Origin of the sequence: Fibrella musci (assembly GCF_041321105.1) — a bacterium.
GTDB classification, from domain to species: domain Bacteria; phylum Bacteroidota; class Bacteroidia; order Cytophagales; family Spirosomataceae; genus Fibrella; species Fibrella musci.
In genome coordinates this window covers 1-18,189 of record NZ_JBGGWD010000006.1, presented here as the reverse complement: position 1 = coordinate 18,189, position 18,189 = coordinate 1, and the positions used below count along the sequence as shown (strand labels likewise).

Here is an 18,189-nt window from a genome sequence, read left to right as displayed (position 1 = left end):
ATCCCCGCGCCTAAGGCCTTACTTCGTTGCGATGTAGAAGAAATCGAGGCTTCCGGCCGGGTCGTGGCTTGTCATGTAATCGGTGACGGCGATTTCGGCGGCAAGGCCATCCTGTTTCAGCAGGCGATTCCGGTTCATCCGGTTCATCAAATCGTAAGGCACTTGCAGCAGGCGGCGGGGCAGTCGGTGTTGCAGGTTCAGGAAGTCCCAGCGTGTGAATTTGGCGACCGACGCTTTGTTCTGGGCGTAGTAGGTCATCACTTTCTCGTTACCATGCACGCCATCCGTGACCACCGTCGGGAAGTACTTCCCGATCAGCGCTTTCAGCTCATCGGCCAGGTATTCGCGCACGTGCCAGGGGTTACGCGTCAATGAAAACGTCTTGTTGACGGTCGTCAGCAGCAGTTTACCACCGGGTTTCAGTACCCGGTAACATTCGCGGATAAACAGGTCGTCGTTCTCAATGTGTTCAATCACCTGAAACGTCACGATATAGTCGAACGAGTTGTCGGCTAACGTACCGAGCGGGGGAATATTGGCCTGAATAAACGTCGATTCGGGGTACGCTTTGCTTAGGGCGGCAATCAGCTCGGCGTTTTTGTCGATGCCGGTGTACCGATCGGCGGCTTTGGTGAGCAGTTCCAGACCACGCCCCCAGCCACAGCCGATTTCCAGCACATTGCCGCTCACCAATTGCGCAGCTTGTGTATACGGATATAATAACCGCTGGTGAACAGGGTTGTCCGACGTAATATCAGCGGAAGTAATTTCAGTGGTCTTGTACATAGGGGCAAAATTACGGGTCTAAGCGGGCAATTCCGAACGTACCCAGCCTTTGGAATGTTGCCACTCGTAGAGACGCAACGAATTGCGTCTCACCGGCGTCAGCTAATAACGTACCTGTCATTCGTAAGTGGCAAACCCGTTGCTGATGCTTGTAAAGAGGTACGATCTTGCTGCACCTGCATCCAGGCACGACCGGCCCTCCCACAATACAATCAACAGACGTATTTTTGTAGTATGATCACAGTTCGCGAGAGGCCGATTACACATTGGTTGCCCATTACGAAGAAAGAGGTTGAGCAGCGGGGTTGGGACGACGTCGATGTGGTGCTGATCTCCGGCGATGCTTACGTCGATCACCCGTCGTTTGGCACGGCTGTAATCGGGCGGATCATTGAGAGTGAGGGTTTTCGGGTGGCCATTGTGCCCCAGCCCAACTGGAAAGACGACTTCCGCGACTTCAAGAAGTTTGGGCGACCCAAGTATTTCTTTGGCGTAACGGCCGGCTGTATGGATTCGATGGTGAACCACTACACCGCCAACAAACGCCTGCGCTCCAACGACTCCTACACGCCCGGCGGCGAAGCGGGTTTCCGACCCGATTACGCCACCATCATGTACACTAAAATTCTGAAAGAACTGTACCCCGACGTACCTGTACTGATTGGAGGCATCGAAGCCTCGCTACGGCGCGTCACGCACTACGATTATTGGCAGGATCGCCTGATGCCGACAATTCTGGAAGATTCGGGTGCCGACCTGCTCGTGTATGGCATGGGCGAACAACCCCTGCGCGAGATTCTGCGGCTGGTGCAAAGCGGCGTGCCGCTCAATCAGGTACGTAACGTCAATCAGATTGCGTACCTCGACGAGACTCACAACGTACCTGAGCATGATGCCTGGAACACAGTGGAGCTGGCGAGCCATGAGGTCTGCCTGAAAGACAAGCTGAAATACGCCGCCAACTTCAAGATCGTCGAGGTGGAGTCGAACAAGTGGCAGGCCAACCGCATTTTGCAGAAAGTGGGCAAGCGGACGCTGGTGATCAACCCGCCGTTTAAGACAATGGACGAGAAAGAAATGGACCGTTCGTTTGATCTGCCCTATACGCGCCTGCCCCACCCCAAATACAAAAACCGGGGGCCTATTCCGGCCTACGACATGATCAAGTTCTCGGTCAATATGCACCGGGGCTGTTTCGGCGGCTGTAGCTTCTGCACCATTTCGGCGCACCAGGGCAAGTTTGTAGCGTCGCGCTCGCAGGAGTCGATCATGAAAGAGGTTGATGAAATTGCGAAGCATCCCGAATTCAAGGGGTATATCTCCGATTTGGGCGGCCCGTCGGCCAACATGTACAAGATGAAAGGCAAAGACGAGTCGATCTGCGCCCGTTGCCAGGCCCCAAGCTGCATCAACCCGGTGATCTGCTCGAACCTCGATACGTCCCACACCCCGCTCACTGAAGTCTACAAGATGGTCGATAACCATCCGTCGGTCAAGAAAGCGTTTGTGGGTTCCGGGGTACGTTACGATTTGCTGGTCGATGATTTCAACAAGAACAACGCCGACGGTAACCACGACGAGTACATGGAGCAGCTCATCACGCGCCACGTATCGGGTCGGTTGAAAGTCGCGCCGGAGCATACGTCGGACGCGACGCTCAAGGTGATGCGGAAACCGTCGTTCAAATATTTCCGCAAGTTTAAGGAGAAGTACGATCAGATTCAGGACAAGCACAACCTGAATCAGCCGCTGATTCCGTACTTCATCAGCTCGCACCCCGGCTGCGAAGAGCAGGATATGGCCAACCTCGCCGCCGAAACCAAAGACCTCGGTTTCCGGCTCGAACAGGTGCAGGATTTCACGCCAACGCCTATGACCGTCGCCGAGGTGATCTATTACACGGGTGTGCATCCGTATACGCTCCAACCAGTCTACACGGCCAAAACGCGCGAGGAGAAACAGAACCAGAACAACTATTTCTTCTGGTATAAGCACGAGTTTAAGGACTGGATCAAAAACCGGCTCACCAAGCTCAAACGGCCCGATCTGGCGAAGCAACTGCTCGGTAATTACCAGCCCAACTACCAGCAACGGAACGCGCAGAAGAAGGGCGGGGGCAAGTTTCGGAAGTAGCGCGTTTTGCTGTGACTCGTCGGCTTGTTCCTGATTTAGCTCGAATTGTAGCCGGTCCCGCTCGATAAGCTGCTTCAGTTCTTCTTCTTTGGGCAAATAGAGACGGTATTTGCTGGCGAATAGGTGTGCGTTATCGGCCAGTACACTGTACTTCACGATAGTCTCGTCTTTTTCGGTGCAAAGGATAATCCCGATGGTGGGGTTGTCGTCGGTGCCTTTTTTAAGGTCATCATACATCCGCACATACATATCGATCTGCCCAATATCGGCATGCGAGAGTGCACTCGTTTTCAAATCAATCAGGACAAAGCATTTCAGGATGTAGTTGTAGAAGACGAGATCGATATAGAAATCGGCTGTATCGGTGACGATGTGCTGCTGACGAGCCACGAAGGCAAACCCGCGGCCCAGTTCCATTATAAACTGCTGAATGTGGGTGATCAACGCCTTTTCCAGCGCACCTTCATATAGTTTGCTTTGAGTCGGTAAGCCAAGAAATTCAAAAATGTATGGGTCTTTGAGTAGGCTTTGCGGCTGAGGCGTAGCCGCTTAGGCGGTTGGCAACATCCGGCCGACATACTGCGATTGAATGTTTCGTTGCAACGTACGGGTGTCCCAGTTCCCTTCAGCCGCTAATTGAACATACTGATTCCGCTGCGTCGCGCCCTCGACCCGGCTGATAAGCCGATAATGTGTCCAGCTCAATTCGTGACGCAGTGCGTCACGAATTGGAAAAGCCAGAAAAAATTGGCGGATATTCCGAAGATTACTTTCATCGAAACCGGCTCCGAATTCGAGCGTCAATAATTTCGACAGCTTTTTGAGTGTACCTTTCCCGTAGGTAGCCTTTGTCTGCCCCTGCTGCTCATCTTCGACAATGAGTCGCCCTACCTGCCAGTACATCGTTAACAAAATGGTGTTGCTGGACCTGTAAGCCGCCTGCCGGGCCTGACTGACTACATCTTTTATGGCATCGAACAACGGACTGGTTTCCTGAGTCATGGCTGATAGCCGGTTTGTGTGGGCAGCTAAAACTAGTATTTAATCTTGACTGTCTATTATGCTCCCTTTCCTGCGCGACAACTGGGCTAAGCTCACCGACCTGACGCTGACACACATCGGGCTGACGATCGGGTCGTTACTGCTCGCCTTGCTGATTGGCCTGCCACTGGGTACGTTGATCGCCAAGCGCCGGCGTAGCGCTACGGTGGTGCTTGGCATCGCGGGAGTGTTGCAAACCGTACCGAGCATTGCCCTGCTGGGCGTGCTTATTCCGCTCCTGGGCATTGGGGCGGGCCCGGCGCTGACGGCGCTGTTTCTGTATGCCCTCCTCCCCATTATCCGCAATACCTACGTTGGCATCACCGAGGTGAACCCCAACACCACCGAGGCCGCGCGGGGTATGGGCATGACCGACCGGCAGGTGCTTTGGCAGGTCGAACTGCCGCTGGCGTTGCCGGTCATTTTTGCGGGTATCCGCACGGCGGCGGTCGTCAACGTGGGCGTAGCTACGCTGGCGGCTTACGTGGCGGCGGGCGGGTTGGGCGAATTCATCTTCGGCGGCATTGCCCTCAACAACACACCCATGATTCTGGCCGGGGCTATTCCGGCGGCGCTATTGGCGGTATTATTTGATGTGGGGCTAGCCCAGTTACAGCGCGTAAACTGGCGAGGCGCAAAGCGTTTGGGGCGCGGAGTGAAAGTGGGGCTACTCGCGGTGCTGTTGCTAGGCTCGGCGGCGGTCGTGTGGCCAGCGGGGCGGCAAACGAAACTACTGGCCGGTTTTGCCCATGAGTTTGGCGGGCGGGCCGATGGCTACCCCGGCTTGCAGAAGACCTACAACCTTCAGATTACCCACCGCCTGCTCGATCAGAACTTGATGTATGAGGCTATCCGAACGGGCAAGGTCGACGTGATCAGTGGCTACTCGACCGATGGGCGCATCCGGGCGTTCGACCTGCGCGTGCTGACTGACGATAAACATGCGTTTCCGCCCTACGCCGCCGCTCCGGTCGTGCGCGAAAAGACGCTGGCAACGTACCCAGCCCTCGGTCCGGCGCTCGATTTGCTGGCGGGTCGCCTTTCCGACTCGGTCATGACTGACCTGAACTACCGCGCCGACTATCTGCATCAGTCGCCCGAGCGCATCGCCCGCGAGTTTCTGCAACGGGCAGGCCTGTGGCAGCAGCCGACCGGCGAGCGTGTGGGACAGGTGGTGATGGGCTCGAAGGTTTTCACCGAACAGTACATTCTGGCCGAAATCTACCGGCAACTCATTGAGGGGCATACGCCGTTGCGCGTGGTGCTGAAAACAGGCTTCGGCGGCACCCAACTCTGTTTCGACGCCCTACGCACCGGGGCCATCGATTTTTACCCGGAATACACCGGCACGGGATTGCTGGTGATTCTGCAACCAGGCCAGGCCACACTCGACTCGATCGGTAGTACGCCCGATGCCGTATATGGGTACGTTCAACGCCAGTTTCTGCAACGCTATGGCCTGCGATGGGGTCAACCCCTTGGGTTCAACAACGCATATTGCCTGATGATGCGTGGTGCCGATACTCAACAGTTGGGCGTCCAGACGATCTCGCAGCTGACCCAGTACCTGGGGCGTTGACGCCAACTACCCCTTGCGACCGATGTTACCGGATAGCTGAACCGTTGTCGTTCAGGCACTTTCGACAAACGGCCTAGTTTTTGCTTTTACTATAGCGAAGTACTATAGAATAGGACGAAACCCGGATAATTTACCATCTAACGGCCACGTAAGGTGACGTTATCTGCCTAAATTTGTAGTATAATAGCTAATTGCGTTTTACTAACTCATAAATAGTGCATATGAATTGGACGCTTACCTGTCGCCAATTTCTGGGAATTCTTGCGCTGATGATGGCCTTCGTGGGTCATTCGCTGGCGCAAACTATCACTGTCAACCAGAACATTTCGCCCACCAATGGCCTCTGTACCGGCTCTACCGTAACGCTTACGTTTACCACATCAGGTACGTTCACGGCGGGCAACGTGTTCAGACTGGAGCGTTCTGAAGCCGATGGCACTTTCCCTGCCTCACCCGTCAGTGTCACCACGTTGACGGCCTCGCCTGCCAGCGCCAGCGCTACCACCCTGTCGATAGCTGGTACGTTGGGCAGCGTCACTTACGGAACGGGTTATCGGTTCCGTGTAACGTCAAGCGCACCAGCGCGCACAAGCGCACAAACCCCCGCGGGCGTAACCATCGGTACGACCCTCCCCGGAGGTGACGCCACCTTTGCCGCTTGTAGAAACAGCGGCTCTCTCAGCCTTACGGCAAGCGGTTCAACCCTTGAATGGTACAACACCTCGGCGGCAACAACACCGAATTTCTCAGGGACAACTTACCCTGTATCGACCTCTGCCGTGGGCACTTACTATGTCACGCAGACAGTAGGCGGGTGCAAAAGCGAGAAGCGTCCCATTAATGTTGTCTTGACCGATCCACCCAGCACGACACCGACCGTGTCTGGGTTGCGGGAATACTGCCCGGGTGCTGGTGGGCAACTTACAGCATCTGGCTCAGGTACGTCGTTTCGGTGGATTAACCTGACCGATAACAGCGCGCAGACGACGGCGACGATCAATGCTCCATCAGCTACGACCAGCTATTCTGTCAGCCAGTTCAATACAGCCAACGGCGTTACATGTGAAGGACCGCGCGGACAGGTAAACGTCACCGTCTACGGTATTCCTGATAAACCCGTTCTAAACACAACGGCTGCCGCGTATTGCCAGGGTGACACCCCAACGAGCCTGTCTGTAACAAACCTTGGCGCGAACAACACTGCGCTCTGGACTTTCCCAAACAACAGCCAGCTAACCACTACGGGGCCTGTTTCTGCCACGGCATCAGGTACCTATTCGGTCGTTCAACGTAATAGCAATGGCTGTTTTAGTGCAGCAACTACCGTAACGGTAACGATTAATACGCCGCCCAACAACCCTGCACTGACTAATGGCGGTCCGTTCTGCCAGTTTTCGGGAACAAACAACGTGCAAGCAATCACGGCCTCAGGGGCAGGCACGATTTTGTGGTACGACTCGCCTACGGATACAACGCCTACCGAAGGCAGCAGCTACACAGTATCGACAGCCAACAGCGGCGACGTCGCTATCTATTTCCGGCAGCGTAGCATACAAGGCTGCTTCAGCAGTGCAACACCTGTTTCGGCAACGGTGCGGATCAACCCTACGCCCGCCGCGCCAACGGCAATCAATGCGCCCAATAACTACTGCGCGAATGATGCTGGGGCTCAACCCCGGCTGAACGCTACACTAGTCAGTGGGGCTACGATCAAATGGTATAACCTGACAGACAACACAACCTCAACGGAAGCGACACTGGCCGCTCCGTCATCGACCAAGCAGTATCAGGTGACGCAGTTACTAGGTAGCTGCGAAAGTCCTCGTAGCGCTACGGTTACCGTTACGGTAAAAGGCAATCCCGGTACGGCTTCGCTGCGGCTGACCAGCGCTACCGCTTTCTGCCAGAACTCGGGCACTGGTAGTGTTCAGACCATTACCGCTGCTGGTGACGCCAACGCAACGATCGAGTGGTATGCCAACCTAACGTCCTCGACTCTTTTATCTGCCAGCAATAGCTTCACAGTCTCAACTGCTACAGCCGATCCTGACCCGCTGGTTTATTTTCAGCAGCGCGTCGATGGCTGCGCCAGTACCCGCATTTCACGCGCTATCACGATCAACCCCACGCCCGCTAAGCCGTCGGTGAGCCAATCGTATTCAGCCTGCCTGAACGCCCAGGCCGAGACGCTGAGCAATGTCTCTACGGGACAAGGCTTGCGCTGGTTTGAGGGTAGCACCGAACGGTCAGGTACGTATCGGCCCGCCACGAGTTCGGTGGGTACGTCGACAACCTTTGCCGTAACGCAGACTATCAACGGTTGCGAAGGCCCCGCCGAAACGCTACGGTTAACGGTGTATGGATTACCCGACAAGCCGACGGTTGGCACCTACAATTATTGCTCGGCGCAGTCACCAGCGACGCTGTCGGCATCGGGAAGCGCCATCCGCTGGTATACGCAGGCCGGTGGGTTTCTAGCCCCTGGCAGTACGTACCCAGCGCCAAATACAGCCAACACGTATAATTACAAAGTTACCCAGACCGACGCCCGGAATTGCCAGAGTGAATTTTTGGACGTGGTCGTGGTTGTACGCCAAACACCCGGCGCGCCCCTTGTGGCCAGCGCCAACCCCATTTTTTGCCAGACGCGCAGCGCGCAGCAACTAGTCGCTACGGGCGAAAACCTGGCTTGGACCGATGCCACTGGAACTGCACTTCCGGGCGCGCCAACACCATCGACTACCAATCTGGGTACCCAGCGCTACTATGTGACCCAGACCAACAGTGCCAGTTGCACCAGCACCACCGCTTTGGTATCTGTGACGATCAACGCTGTGCCGGGGCAACCCACCTTTACGACGCCTCGCCAGTATTGTTCGGGCGAAACTGCCGATCTGCTGGCCGCTAACGGCCAGGATCTGCGCTGGTATGATGTGGCAAGCGGCGGCAACGGCAGCACGAATGCCATTCGACCCAGCACGTCGCCCAACCCCAGCGACGTGACGGCCGTCCGGTCATACTATGTGACGCAAACCGTTGCCTCCTGCGAAAGTGATCGCCGCGAGATTCAGGTAACGATCAAGCGGAAACCCGGCCTGCCCGGCAACGTACCCGGCAATCCCGAATTCTGCCAGACCTACGGTGCGCCAACGCTGACCGCCACGACCGAAAACGGTGCCAGCCTGATCTGGGTGGTCGATGGTCGCGAAACGTCCAACGCACCAACCGCTCCCAACGACCGCGTTGCCACCTACAGTTACGCCGTGGCCCAAACGCTGAACGGCTGCCGCAGCGACAACGCGCCCTTCACAGTCCGGGTGAAGCCAACGCCGGGACAGCCGGGCGTCAACCTGTTTACGCTCTGTCAGGGAGGACCGTCGCGGCAATTGAGCGTGCAGGGAGAGCGTCCTAAGTATTACGATAGCAACAACAATCTGCTGGGTGGCAATCCCACACCCAGCACGGCGCAGGTGACAACGGTTGTTTACAAAGTGAGCCAGACCAATAGCGAAGGCTGCGAAAGCCCGAAGGTCGACTACCCCGTCATCGTTTACGCCGTACCCGCCCCGCCTTCCGTGCGTGACATTCAATACTGCCTCGTGCAGCGCGACCAGCCTCAGCAGGAAGTGAAGCCGCTTACGGCTGAAGGAGCTAACATTCGCTGGTACAATTCGGACAATACCGTGCTGGGAGGTGCACCCAATCCACAACCCGATGGCCTGCGCACTGAGCGGTATTTCGTGACCCAGACGGTCAACAATTGCCAGAGCAACAACGCTACCGTTACCGTCCGGATCGTGACCACACCAACACCCATTCTGGCCACCTCGCTGCTGACGTATTGCCGCAACGACGTGTCGCGCCCCATCGATGTAACGGCCGCCAGTGGCTCAACGCTTTACTGGATCGATCCGAATGGGTTTGTGAGCACGCAGACGCCTACGCCGCCCACGCTGAACGCGACCAAAGGTGGTGAGACCTATCAGGTGTATGCGCAGGGCAACAACGGCTGCTTCAGTTCACGCGCCACGGTGGGGCTGGTCGTCAACACCAACCCGACGCTTAGCCTGTTTGGCTCCACCACGGTCAACTACGGCCTGACGACACAGCTCACACTGCGCTTTACCAGCCAGCCGCCTTATTCATTCACGCTCTCTGATGGCACCACGGGCACAACAACCGACTCGGTTTACCGGCAGACGGTGAAGCCCCTGCGCACAACAATTTATCAGGTAGCCAGCGTCTCAAACGTCTGTGGCATTGGCCTATCGGGCAACCCGGCCACGGCGACTGTATTCGTTAACATCCCGACGATCACGACTCAGGCGCTGGCAGGATCAACCAGCCTTTGCGCGGGCACGAACCTATCGGTCGCTTTCTCGACCGCAGGTACGTTCAATCAGGGTAACCGTTTCAAAGTACAGATTGCCGATTCGACCGCAAAAGTGTACACGGATATTTCGGCAGAAAGTGCAACCAGCCCTATCACGGCTACGATTCCATCGTCGTTCAAAGGCGGGCCGTATTTTATCCGGATCTTGGCCACTAACCCCGGTGCCGAAGTCCCCGGCGAGCGAAGCCCGACGATCCTGACGGTGAAAGGGTTACCCGCGGCTACTTTGACCGGTACGCAGGATGTGTATGAAACGTACCCAGCCAGTTTGAGCATTGCACTGGTTGGTGACAGCCCTTGGGCCATTACGTATACGATTGATGGTGGCCAAACGAGCACCATTAACACCAACGCAAATCCGCATATTCTGACTTTCCAGCCGACCAAAAACACAACTTATACGCTGACTTCTGTCACCAACAACTGCGGATCAGGCCCGGTATCCGGTACGGCAGTCGTGACAGTGTTGCCGCTGTTGGCGGTTGAAGACCCGCTTACGGGTGCGCTCTCGCTGTACCCGGTTCCGACCCAGAACGTGTTGACGGTTTCTATCGACCTGCCCTTGTCGGCGCAACAACCAGCCGAACTGTTACTGAGCGACTTTAGCGGTCGCCCTGTCCTGAACCGCACCACCGAGACCCGGCAGACGCAGCTCGATCTGAGTCAGCAACCCGCCGGTATTTATCTGCTCAACGTGCAGGTCGGTGATCGACGTGTTGTCCGGAAGGTGATGAAGTTATAAGTAGTCTGAAGAGTTGATTAGAAAAAGAAGTCCGAAGTCTGGAAAGTCGGTTGAGTGGAGAAAAAACAATCACTCAACCGACTTTCCAGACTTCGGACTTCTTTTTCCTACGACTTTTCCCACATTTACGTTTATGTTTTCCGACGAGTATTTCATGAGTATGGCGCTGGCATTGGCCGAAGAGGCGGGGGAAGCGGGCGAGATTCCGGTGGGGGCGCTGGTCGTTTGTCGGAACCGTATTATCGGAAAAGGGCGTAACCAGACAGAGCAACTCACCGACGTAACTGCCCACGCCGAGATGCTGGCAATTACGGCAGCCACGCAGACGCTCGGCGGCAAATACCTCACCGACTGCACCCTCTACGTAACCCTCGAACCCTGCGTGATGTGTGCGGGTGCCCTTTTTTGGGCACAGATTGGCCGCATCGTGATCGGCGCCGACGACCCCAAACGCGGCTATTCGCGTCTACAGCCCTCACCCCTGCATCCCAAAACCCGACTCGAGGCGGGTGTCCTGGCTGACGAGTGTCGGGCGTTGTTGACGAACTTTTTCGGCCGTCTAAGAACATAAACCAGAAGGGCCGTGTTAGTTCCGGTGAGTTGCGCTAGTGCCCTAAGGTGCTTTTGGCCAACATGAATCGTCAAACCTTAAACCGTGCCGGCGTACCGGTTATACACAGTTTTATGGCTTTTGTATTAGACCCGCTGCCCTACCCGAGCGATGCGCTCGAACCGAACATCGACAAGCAGACCATGGAAATTCACCATGGTAAACACCATAACGCATACGTAACGAACCTCAACAACGCAATCGCAGGGACCGAAATGGAAAACCTGTCGATTGATGAGCTGGTTGCTAACGTAAGTAAGTACCCCGTAGCCGTTCGGAACAACGGCGGCGGCCATTTCAATCACACCCTTTTCTGGAACATTCTCTCGGCCAACGGCGGTGGTCAGCCCACAGGTCAGCTTGCCGAAGCCATCGACCAGAAGTTTGGCTCATTTGATGCCTTCAAAGAAGAGTTCACCAAAGCGGCTACGACGCGTTTCGGTTCAGGCTGGGCGTGGCTGATTGTGACCCCTGCTGGTGAATTGGCCGTGACGTCGACACCCAACCAGGATAACCCGCTGATGGATGTGGCCGATACGAAAGGCACGCCTATTATCGGACTCGACGTGTGGGAGCATGCATACTACCTCAAATACCAGAACAAACGGCCCGATTATATTGCCGCTTTCTGGAACGTAGTTGACTGGAATGCCGCCGAAACTGCTTACCAGAAGGCCAAGGCCGCCTAGAATGAAAAATGTAAAATGAAGCATGTAAAATGGTCTAGTCGAAAAAAATGACTAAAAACCTCATTCTACATGCTTCATTTTACATTTTTCATTAAATTTGCACTCCCAAACACACGGTGGTTGTAGCTCAGTTGGTTAGAGCGTCGGATTGTGGTTCCGAAGGTCGCGGGTTCGAGCCCCGTCTCCCACCCCCAAAGTCCTGGCAGTCTTGTCGGGACTTTTTTGTTGACCTTACCTGCTGTGCGTTACGAAAAGCCGATAACAATCGTTCTGGTTCTAGCCTATATCGCAGGGCTAATAGGGCTGCAAATTCCGGCCGTAGCACCCTTGTTCAAGCTGCTCACGCCCCTCAACCTGCTGGGTACGTTGGCCGCCCTGCTTTATTTCCATACTGATTGGCAGCGCTCCTTTTATTTCTATATCGCGCTCGCTATCCTGACGGGTTTTTTCGTTGAAGTATTGGGGGTTGAGACAGGCACTATCTTCGGCGGTCCTTATGTGTACGGGGCGGGACTCGGCCCCAAAATCCTCGGCGTGCCCCCCGTAATTGGTATCAACTGGCTCGTCTTGACGTACGCCTTTGGTTCGGTATGCGACCGGCTTCCCTGGCGTGTCTACGTCAAAACGGCCATCGCGGCAACGGGTATGGTCGCGCTCGATCTGATCATTGAGCCAGTAGCCATTCATCTTGACTTCTGGAACTGGTATAGTCGGCCGATACCTATTCAAAATTATGTAGGCTGGTGGCTGGTAGCTTCCGTGTTGCTCAGCATCTGGTACGGCCTGCCTTTTCGCAAGGAAAATCGACTGGCTGGTTTACTAATTGGTTTGCAGGTTTTCTTCTTCGCAGGTAACCTGATCCTGCTTCACCTGACAAAATGATTGAACAAACTAGCCTTCTACTAAGTTGTTTACAGAAAAAACGTACATAAACGGTTGATTCTATAGGTCGCTATTGCAAATGTTTGACCTGCTGATTAGCTTAGACGTTGCATTCTCGTATAAAGAGCAAAAACTAGTTAAAATCGCTTGCTCTGCGCTCCTCTCTCTCCTTAGTGCACCGTTCTATAATCCGACTGCCCCATGAGTAATTACTCGATAAAAGATTTAGAGCAGCTTTCTGGCATCAAAGCCCACACGTTGCGGATCTGGGAGCATCGTTACAATATCATTTCGCCCAAACGAACGGATACCAATATTCGCACTTACGATGATCAGGATCTTAAACTGGTTCTGAACATTTCGCTGCTGAAAGATCACGGTTACAAAATTTCGGAGATATCGAAGTTATCGGTTGAGGAAATGTATCAGGAGGTTATCAAGATCTCCGACAAGCAACTTAACTACCCGGATCAGATTCATGCGTTGACGATTTCGATGATCGACCTTGACGAAGATCGTTTCGAGAAGATCATTAGCACCAATATCCTGCAATTCGGTTTTGAGAATACGATGATTCATATCATCTACCCGTTCCTGAGCCGTATAGGTACGTTGTGGGTGACGGGGTCGATCGGGCCGGCGCAGGAGCATTTCATCACGAACCTGATCCGGCAGAAGCTCATTGTGGCGATTGATGGACAGGTGAGCAAGCAACGGCCCAACGGCAAGAAATACATGCTATTCCTGCCCGAAGGCGAACTGCACGAAATCAGCCTGCTTTTTGCGAACTATATCATCCGGGCACGCTACAACAAAGTAGTGTATCTGGGGCAAAGCCTGCCGTTTAACGAGCTTGTTTTCGCTTATAACGTGCACAAGCCCGACTATATCTTCTCGGCCATTACGTCCGTACCGGCCAACCACGAAGCCCAGCTTTACGTCAATAAATTAGCGGCCCAGTTTCCCGAATCACACCTGCTTCTGACGGGTTATCAGGTAGTTGGGCAAGACATTCAGATGCCTGAAAATGGCACCATCGTCAATAACATCGACGATCTGATCCGAATAGCCAGTACGTAGGTTTTCAAAGTTTAATGAAATGAAAAAGCCCGGCTACTTAGCCGGGCTTTTTCATTTCATTAAACTTTGATTTCAACATCAACTCCGCTGGGGAGTTCGAGTTTCATCAGAGCGTCAACCGTTTTGGCTGAAGTCGAGTAGATGTCTACCAGCCGCTTGTAGGTGCAAAGCTGGAACTGCTCGCGGGCCTTCTTGTTGACGTGCGGTGAACGCAGCACCGTATAAATCTCTTTGTCGGTCGGCAGGGGTATAGGCCCGCTTACCACCGCACCCGTTGATTTAACGGCTTTAACAATTTTTTCAGCCGACTTATCAACCAGCATGTGGTCGAACGACTTCAGTTTGATGCGAATCTTCTGATTCATAAAAATGCGGCTCGTTTAGCGATAAAACCTGCCACCGAAAGAGCCATTTACTCCGGGGCGGGGATATTTTAAATTCAAGGGTCAATCTCTACTCGTTAACGGTAGAGATTGACCCTTAAACACAACTAGTTTCCTTTCTCTTTCTTCACAACGCCGTCCGCGATGTTTTGCGGAACGATTTCGTAGTGTGAGAACGTCAGGTTAGCCGTAGCACGGCCTGATGACATCGTCCGGAGTTCGGTGATGTAGCCGAACAGTTCCGACAGAGGTACATCGGCTTTGATCACCTGCGAGCCAGCGCGGGTGTCCATGCCTTTCATGATACCGCGGCGGCGGTTCAGGTCACCTGTGATCGGACCGGTGTACTCTTCAGGCGTTAGTACTTCAACGGCCATGATCGGTTCGAGCAGTTTCGGGCCCGCCTGACGAGCGGCTTCACGGAAGCCCATCCGGGCAGCCAATTCAAACGACAATGAGTCTGAGTCAACGTCGTGGAATGAACCGTGGAACAGGCGCACTTTCATGGCATCGACCGGGTAGCCAGCCAGCGGGCCGTTGCTCATCGCTTCGGCAAACCCTTTCTGGATGGCAGGGATGAATTCGCGGGGGATAACACCACCCACGATAGCGTTGTCGAATTGCAGACCAGCTTTCACTGAGCCATCTTCTTCGGGGTCACGCGGCATCAGTTCAAACACGATGTCGGCAAACTTACCACGACCACCCGTTTGTTTTTTGTACACCTCGCGGTGTTCAACTTTCTTGGTGATGGTCTCTTTGTAAGCCACCTGCGGCGCACCCTGGTTCACTTCTACCTTGAACTCACGACGCATCCGGTCGATGATGATTTCGAGGTGAAGCTCACCCATACCCCGGATGATGGTTTGGCCAGTTTCTTCGTTCGACTCAACCTTCAGCGTGGGATCTTCTTCGATCAGCTTACCAATGGCTTTCGAGAAGTTATCCTGGTCGGCCGTTTTCTTCGGCTCGATGGCGTAACCGATAACGGGATCGGGGAACACCATTGATTCGAGGATGATCGGGTTTTTCTCATCCGACAGCGTATCGCCGGTTTTGATGTCTTTGAAGCCCACAACCGCACCGATGTCGCCTGCTTCGAGGCGATCGATTTGGTTCTGCTTGTTGGCGTGCATCTGGAAAATCCGCGAGATACGCTCTTTGTTGCCCGAGCGGTTGTTCAGGATATATGAACCCGACTCCAGCACACCTGAGTATGACCGGATAAAGCACAGACGACCAACATAGGGGTCAGTAGCGATCTTGAAGGCCAGCGCTGAGAACGGATCAGAAACCGACGGCTTACGCACGGCTTCAGCACCCGTATCGGGGTTTGTACCAACGATGTTGTCTTTGTCGAGCGGCGACGGCAGCAGGGCCATCACATAGTCGAGCATCGTTTGTACACCTTTGTTTTTGAACGACGAACCGCAAAGCATCGGCACGATCTTCATCGCGATCGTTGCTTTACGAAGGGCGGCCAGGATTTCGTCTTCGCTGATCGACTCGGGATCTTCGAAGTACTTCTCCATCAGCGTGTCGTCGAATTCAGCAACGGCTTCGAGCAGTTTTTCGCGCCATTCGGTCGCCTCGTCCAACATATCGTCGGGGATGGGCACCTCACGGAAGGTCATGCCTTTGTCGTCTTCGTTCCATTGGATACCACGGAAGTTAACGAGGTCAACCACCCCTTTGAAGCTATCCTCTTCGCCGATCGGCAATTGAAGGGGTACAGCGTAGCTACCCAGCATCTCCTTCACCTGACGGCAAACGTTCAGGAAGTCGGCACCGGCACGGTCCATCTTGTTGACGAAACCCAGACGAGCTACGTTATAGTTGTTGGCCAGACGCCAGTTGGTTTCCGACTGGGGCTCAACGCCATCTACAGCACTGAACAAAAACACCAGCCCGTCCAATACGCGCAGTGAGCGGTTTACTTCAACGGTGAAGTCAACGTGGCCGGGGGTGTCAATAATGTTGATGTGATATTTCTGATCGCGGTAGGTCCAGTCAACGGTCGTAGCAGCTGAGGTGATCGTGATACCACGCTCCTGCTCCTGCTCCATCCAGTCCATGGTGGCGGCTCCATCGTGAACCTCCCCAATTTTGTGGCTTACCCCAGCGTAATAAAGAATACGTTCGGTGGTCGTTGTTTTGCCCGCATCAATGTGAGCGGCGATACCGATGTTTCTCGTCAATGATAGATCGCGAGCCATTAGCTTGTTAAACAGAGAATGTTTGTAAAAATAAGGTAGTTCAAAGGGCTTCAGGCAGTTGCAAAACAAGCCACCCCTTCAAATCAGGACGCAAAATTACTGACTTACAACGACAAAATCAAGCAAGTTGTATAAAGGTATCATCAGGAAACAACGGCAAACAGGCCCTTTCCCAACCGCCGTTTGCCGCTCGTCAAACTTCTTTATACCCAAACAAACGGATCGCTTTGCATCAACGTTAATATTCCGATAATCAACAGCACTGGTGGGCTTATTTCCAAGCCAATCAAGCCCTGCCCCATCGCCCGCAGTGCCTGTTCAACGTCAGTAACCAAACTATGAAGTCTTTCCTATTGTCTGTCTTCTTCGGCTGCCTAAGCCTGCTGGCGACCTTGCCGGCCCAAGCGCAGCTGTACTCGTCGGCGGATTTTGATAAGAAGTATGATGGCCTGCTGAAGCACCCCGGCGTGCAGATTGAGTCGGCCGAAGCCATCAACTACATGTATAACTACAAATTCGCGCTGGCCGACCGCGAGTTTCGCTGGCTCCGGGTACGTTACCCGAGCCACCCGATGCCCTATTTCCTGATGGGCATGGCCGAGTGGTGGAAGATTGTGCCCAACACCGACGTCGAGGATTATGATGATCGCTGCTTAGCCCTCATGGATACCACCATTACATTGGCCGAAGAGCTGTACGACAAAAGCGAAGACAAGCTCGAAGCGTCTTTCTTTCTGGCGGGCGCCTATGCGTTCAAGGGGCGTATCTATTCGGAGCGGAAGAAATGGACCAAAGCCACCTTCGCCGGTAAAAACGCGCTGAAGTATTTCGAGAAGTGCAAAGGCAACGGCGATCTGAACCCCGAGCTGATGTTTGGCGATGGCCTGTACAACTACTACGCCAAGTGGATCCCCGAAAACTACGCGCTGCTCAAACCGATTCTAATGTTCTTCCCGAAAGGCAACAAACAGGAAGGGATTCAGCAGTTGGAGAAAACGGCTAACAATGCGTTTTACACTCGAGTTGAGGCCCGGTACTTCCTGCTACAGATCTACAGCATGGAAAACCAGTATGACAAGGCCTACGACATGGCCAAGTTCATGGCTGAGCAGTATCCTGATAACCCCTTTTTCGAGCGCTATTACGCCCGATCGGCCTTTGTGCGTGGGCGGCTCACCGAGGCGGAAACCATCTCAAAGGATATTCTGACTAAGATCTCAGCGGGCAAGGATGGGTACGAGGGCGTAAGTGGTCGAACGGCGGCCTACATTCTGGCGTATATCTATCAAAATTTTTACCGCAACGTACCTGAAGCCAAGAAGTATTATCAGCAGTCGGTCGATTTTGCGTTGAAGACCAACCAGAAAGGCACTGGCTACTATTGGTCGTCGCTGCTGGGTCTGGCACGGATTGCCGACAGCGAGAAAAATTACGATCAGGCCCGAGTCTATTACACGGAGGTGATGGACAACGCCGAGAAGAAATCGGCTCAATACCAGGAAGCCAAAAAAGCCATCAAAGAAGGCAAACAGGCCCGCCGCGACGAACGCCGCAAGCGGAGGGAGTAGAATTAATGCACAATGAATAATGCACGATGCACAATGGGCCGGGCGGCGGACCGCTGACGCAAAAACATCTAGCGTCAGCGGTCCGCC

12 protein-coding genes, 1 tRNA gene and 1 pseudogene are annotated in these 18,189 nt (G+C 54.2%); 9 read left to right on the top strand and 5 right to left on the bottom strand.

Going from position 1 to position 18,189, the window contains the following annotated elements; genetic code table 11:
• Positions 1–18: 18 nt before the first annotated feature.
• Positions 19–786 carry a class I SAM-dependent methyltransferase gene (locus ACAW74_RS19555; protein ID WP_370699913.1) on the bottom strand — a complete coding sequence of 256 codons (768 nt, stop codon included), beginning with the start codon at positions 784–786 and terminating at the stop codon, positions 19–21.
• Positions 787–1,020: 234 nt separating this feature from the next.
• On the opposite strand from ACAW74_RS19555, the gene ACAW74_RS19550 reads away from it, so the two are divergent.
• The gene (locus tag ACAW74_RS19550) at positions 1,021–2,919 is read left to right on the top strand and encodes a YgiQ family radical SAM protein (protein WP_370699912.1); all 1,899 of its coding nucleotides are present in this window, start codon (positions 1,021–1,023) and stop codon (positions 2,917–2,919) included.
• Between the two features lie 129 nt (positions 2,920–3,048).
• On the opposite strand, the pseudogene ACAW74_RS19545 reads toward ACAW74_RS19550, so the two are convergent.
• Both ACAW74_RS19545 and ACAW74_RS19540 read right to left on the bottom strand, forming a co-directional pair.
• Positions 3,049–3,426 (bottom strand): annotated as a pseudogene (locus tag ACAW74_RS19545) (PDDEXK nuclease domain-containing protein); the annotation flags it as partial.
• A 42-nt stretch (positions 3,427–3,468) separates the two neighbouring features.
• The gene (locus ACAW74_RS19540; RefSeq protein ID WP_370699911.1) at positions 3,469–3,921 is read right to left on the bottom strand and encodes a DUF1016 N-terminal domain-containing protein; all 453 of its coding nucleotides are present in this window, start codon (positions 3,919–3,921) and stop codon (positions 3,469–3,471) included.
• Positions 3,922–3,979: 58 nt separating this feature from the next.
• Between ACAW74_RS19540 and ACAW74_RS19535 the strand changes: the two genes are divergently transcribed.
• From ACAW74_RS19535 to ACAW74_RS19505, 7 genes are all read left to right on the top strand, one after another.
• Positions 3,980–5,539 carry an ABC transporter permease/substrate-binding protein gene (locus ACAW74_RS19535; protein WP_370699910.1) on the top strand — a complete coding sequence of 520 codons (1,560 nt, stop codon included), beginning with the start codon at positions 3,980–3,982 and terminating at the stop codon, positions 5,537–5,539.
• A 221-nt stretch (positions 5,540–5,760) separates the two neighbouring features.
• Positions 5,761–10,674: an Ig-like domain-containing protein gene (locus ACAW74_RS19530; protein ID WP_370699909.1), complete on the top strand. Its 4,914-nt coding sequence runs from the start codon at positions 5,761–5,763 to the stop codon at positions 10,672–10,674.
• A 133-nt stretch (positions 10,675–10,807) separates the two neighbouring features.
• A complete protein-coding gene (locus tag ACAW74_RS19525) occupies positions 10,808–11,245 on the top strand; it encodes a nucleoside deaminase (protein WP_370699908.1) in 438 nt (145 codons plus the stop codon).
• 113 nt (positions 11,246–11,358) lie between these two features.
• Positions 11,359–11,973, top strand: a complete 615-nt coding sequence (locus ACAW74_RS19520; RefSeq protein WP_370699907.1) for a superoxide dismutase — start codon at positions 11,359–11,361, stop codon at positions 11,971–11,973.
• Between the two features lie 115 nt (positions 11,974–12,088).
• Positions 12,089–12,167, top strand: a tRNA-His gene (locus tag ACAW74_RS19515).
• 133 nt (positions 12,168–12,300) lie between these two features.
• Complete coding sequence (locus tag ACAW74_RS19510; protein ID WP_370699906.1) at positions 12,301–12,855, top strand: carotenoid biosynthesis protein; 555 nt, start codon at positions 12,301–12,303, stop codon at positions 12,853–12,855.
• Positions 12,856–13,056: 201 nt separating this feature from the next.
• The gene (locus tag ACAW74_RS19505; RefSeq protein WP_015329400.1) at positions 13,057–13,935 is read left to right on the top strand and encodes a MerR family transcriptional regulator; all 879 of its coding nucleotides are present in this window, start codon (positions 13,057–13,059) and stop codon (positions 13,933–13,935) included.
• Positions 13,936–13,994: 59 nt separating this feature from the next.
• Here ACAW74_RS19505 and rpsJ read toward each other — a convergent pair whose 3' ends face one another.
• Positions 13,995–14,300, bottom strand: a complete 306-nt coding sequence (gene rpsJ / locus ACAW74_RS19500) for a 30S ribosomal protein S10 (RefSeq protein WP_015329401.1) — start codon at positions 14,298–14,300, stop codon at positions 13,995–13,997.
• 125 nt (positions 14,301–14,425) lie between these two features.
• Positions 14,426–16,534, bottom strand: a complete 2,109-nt coding sequence (gene fusA / locus ACAW74_RS19495; protein WP_370699905.1) for an elongation factor G — start codon at positions 16,532–16,534, stop codon at positions 14,426–14,428.
• Positions 16,535–16,872: 338 nt separating this feature from the next.
• Between fusA and ACAW74_RS19490 the strand changes: the two genes are divergently transcribed.
• A complete protein-coding gene (locus ACAW74_RS19490) occupies positions 16,873–18,102 on the top strand; it encodes a tetratricopeptide repeat protein (RefSeq protein ID WP_370699904.1) in 1,230 nt (409 codons plus the stop codon).
• Positions 18,103–18,189: the final 87 nt, after the last annotated feature.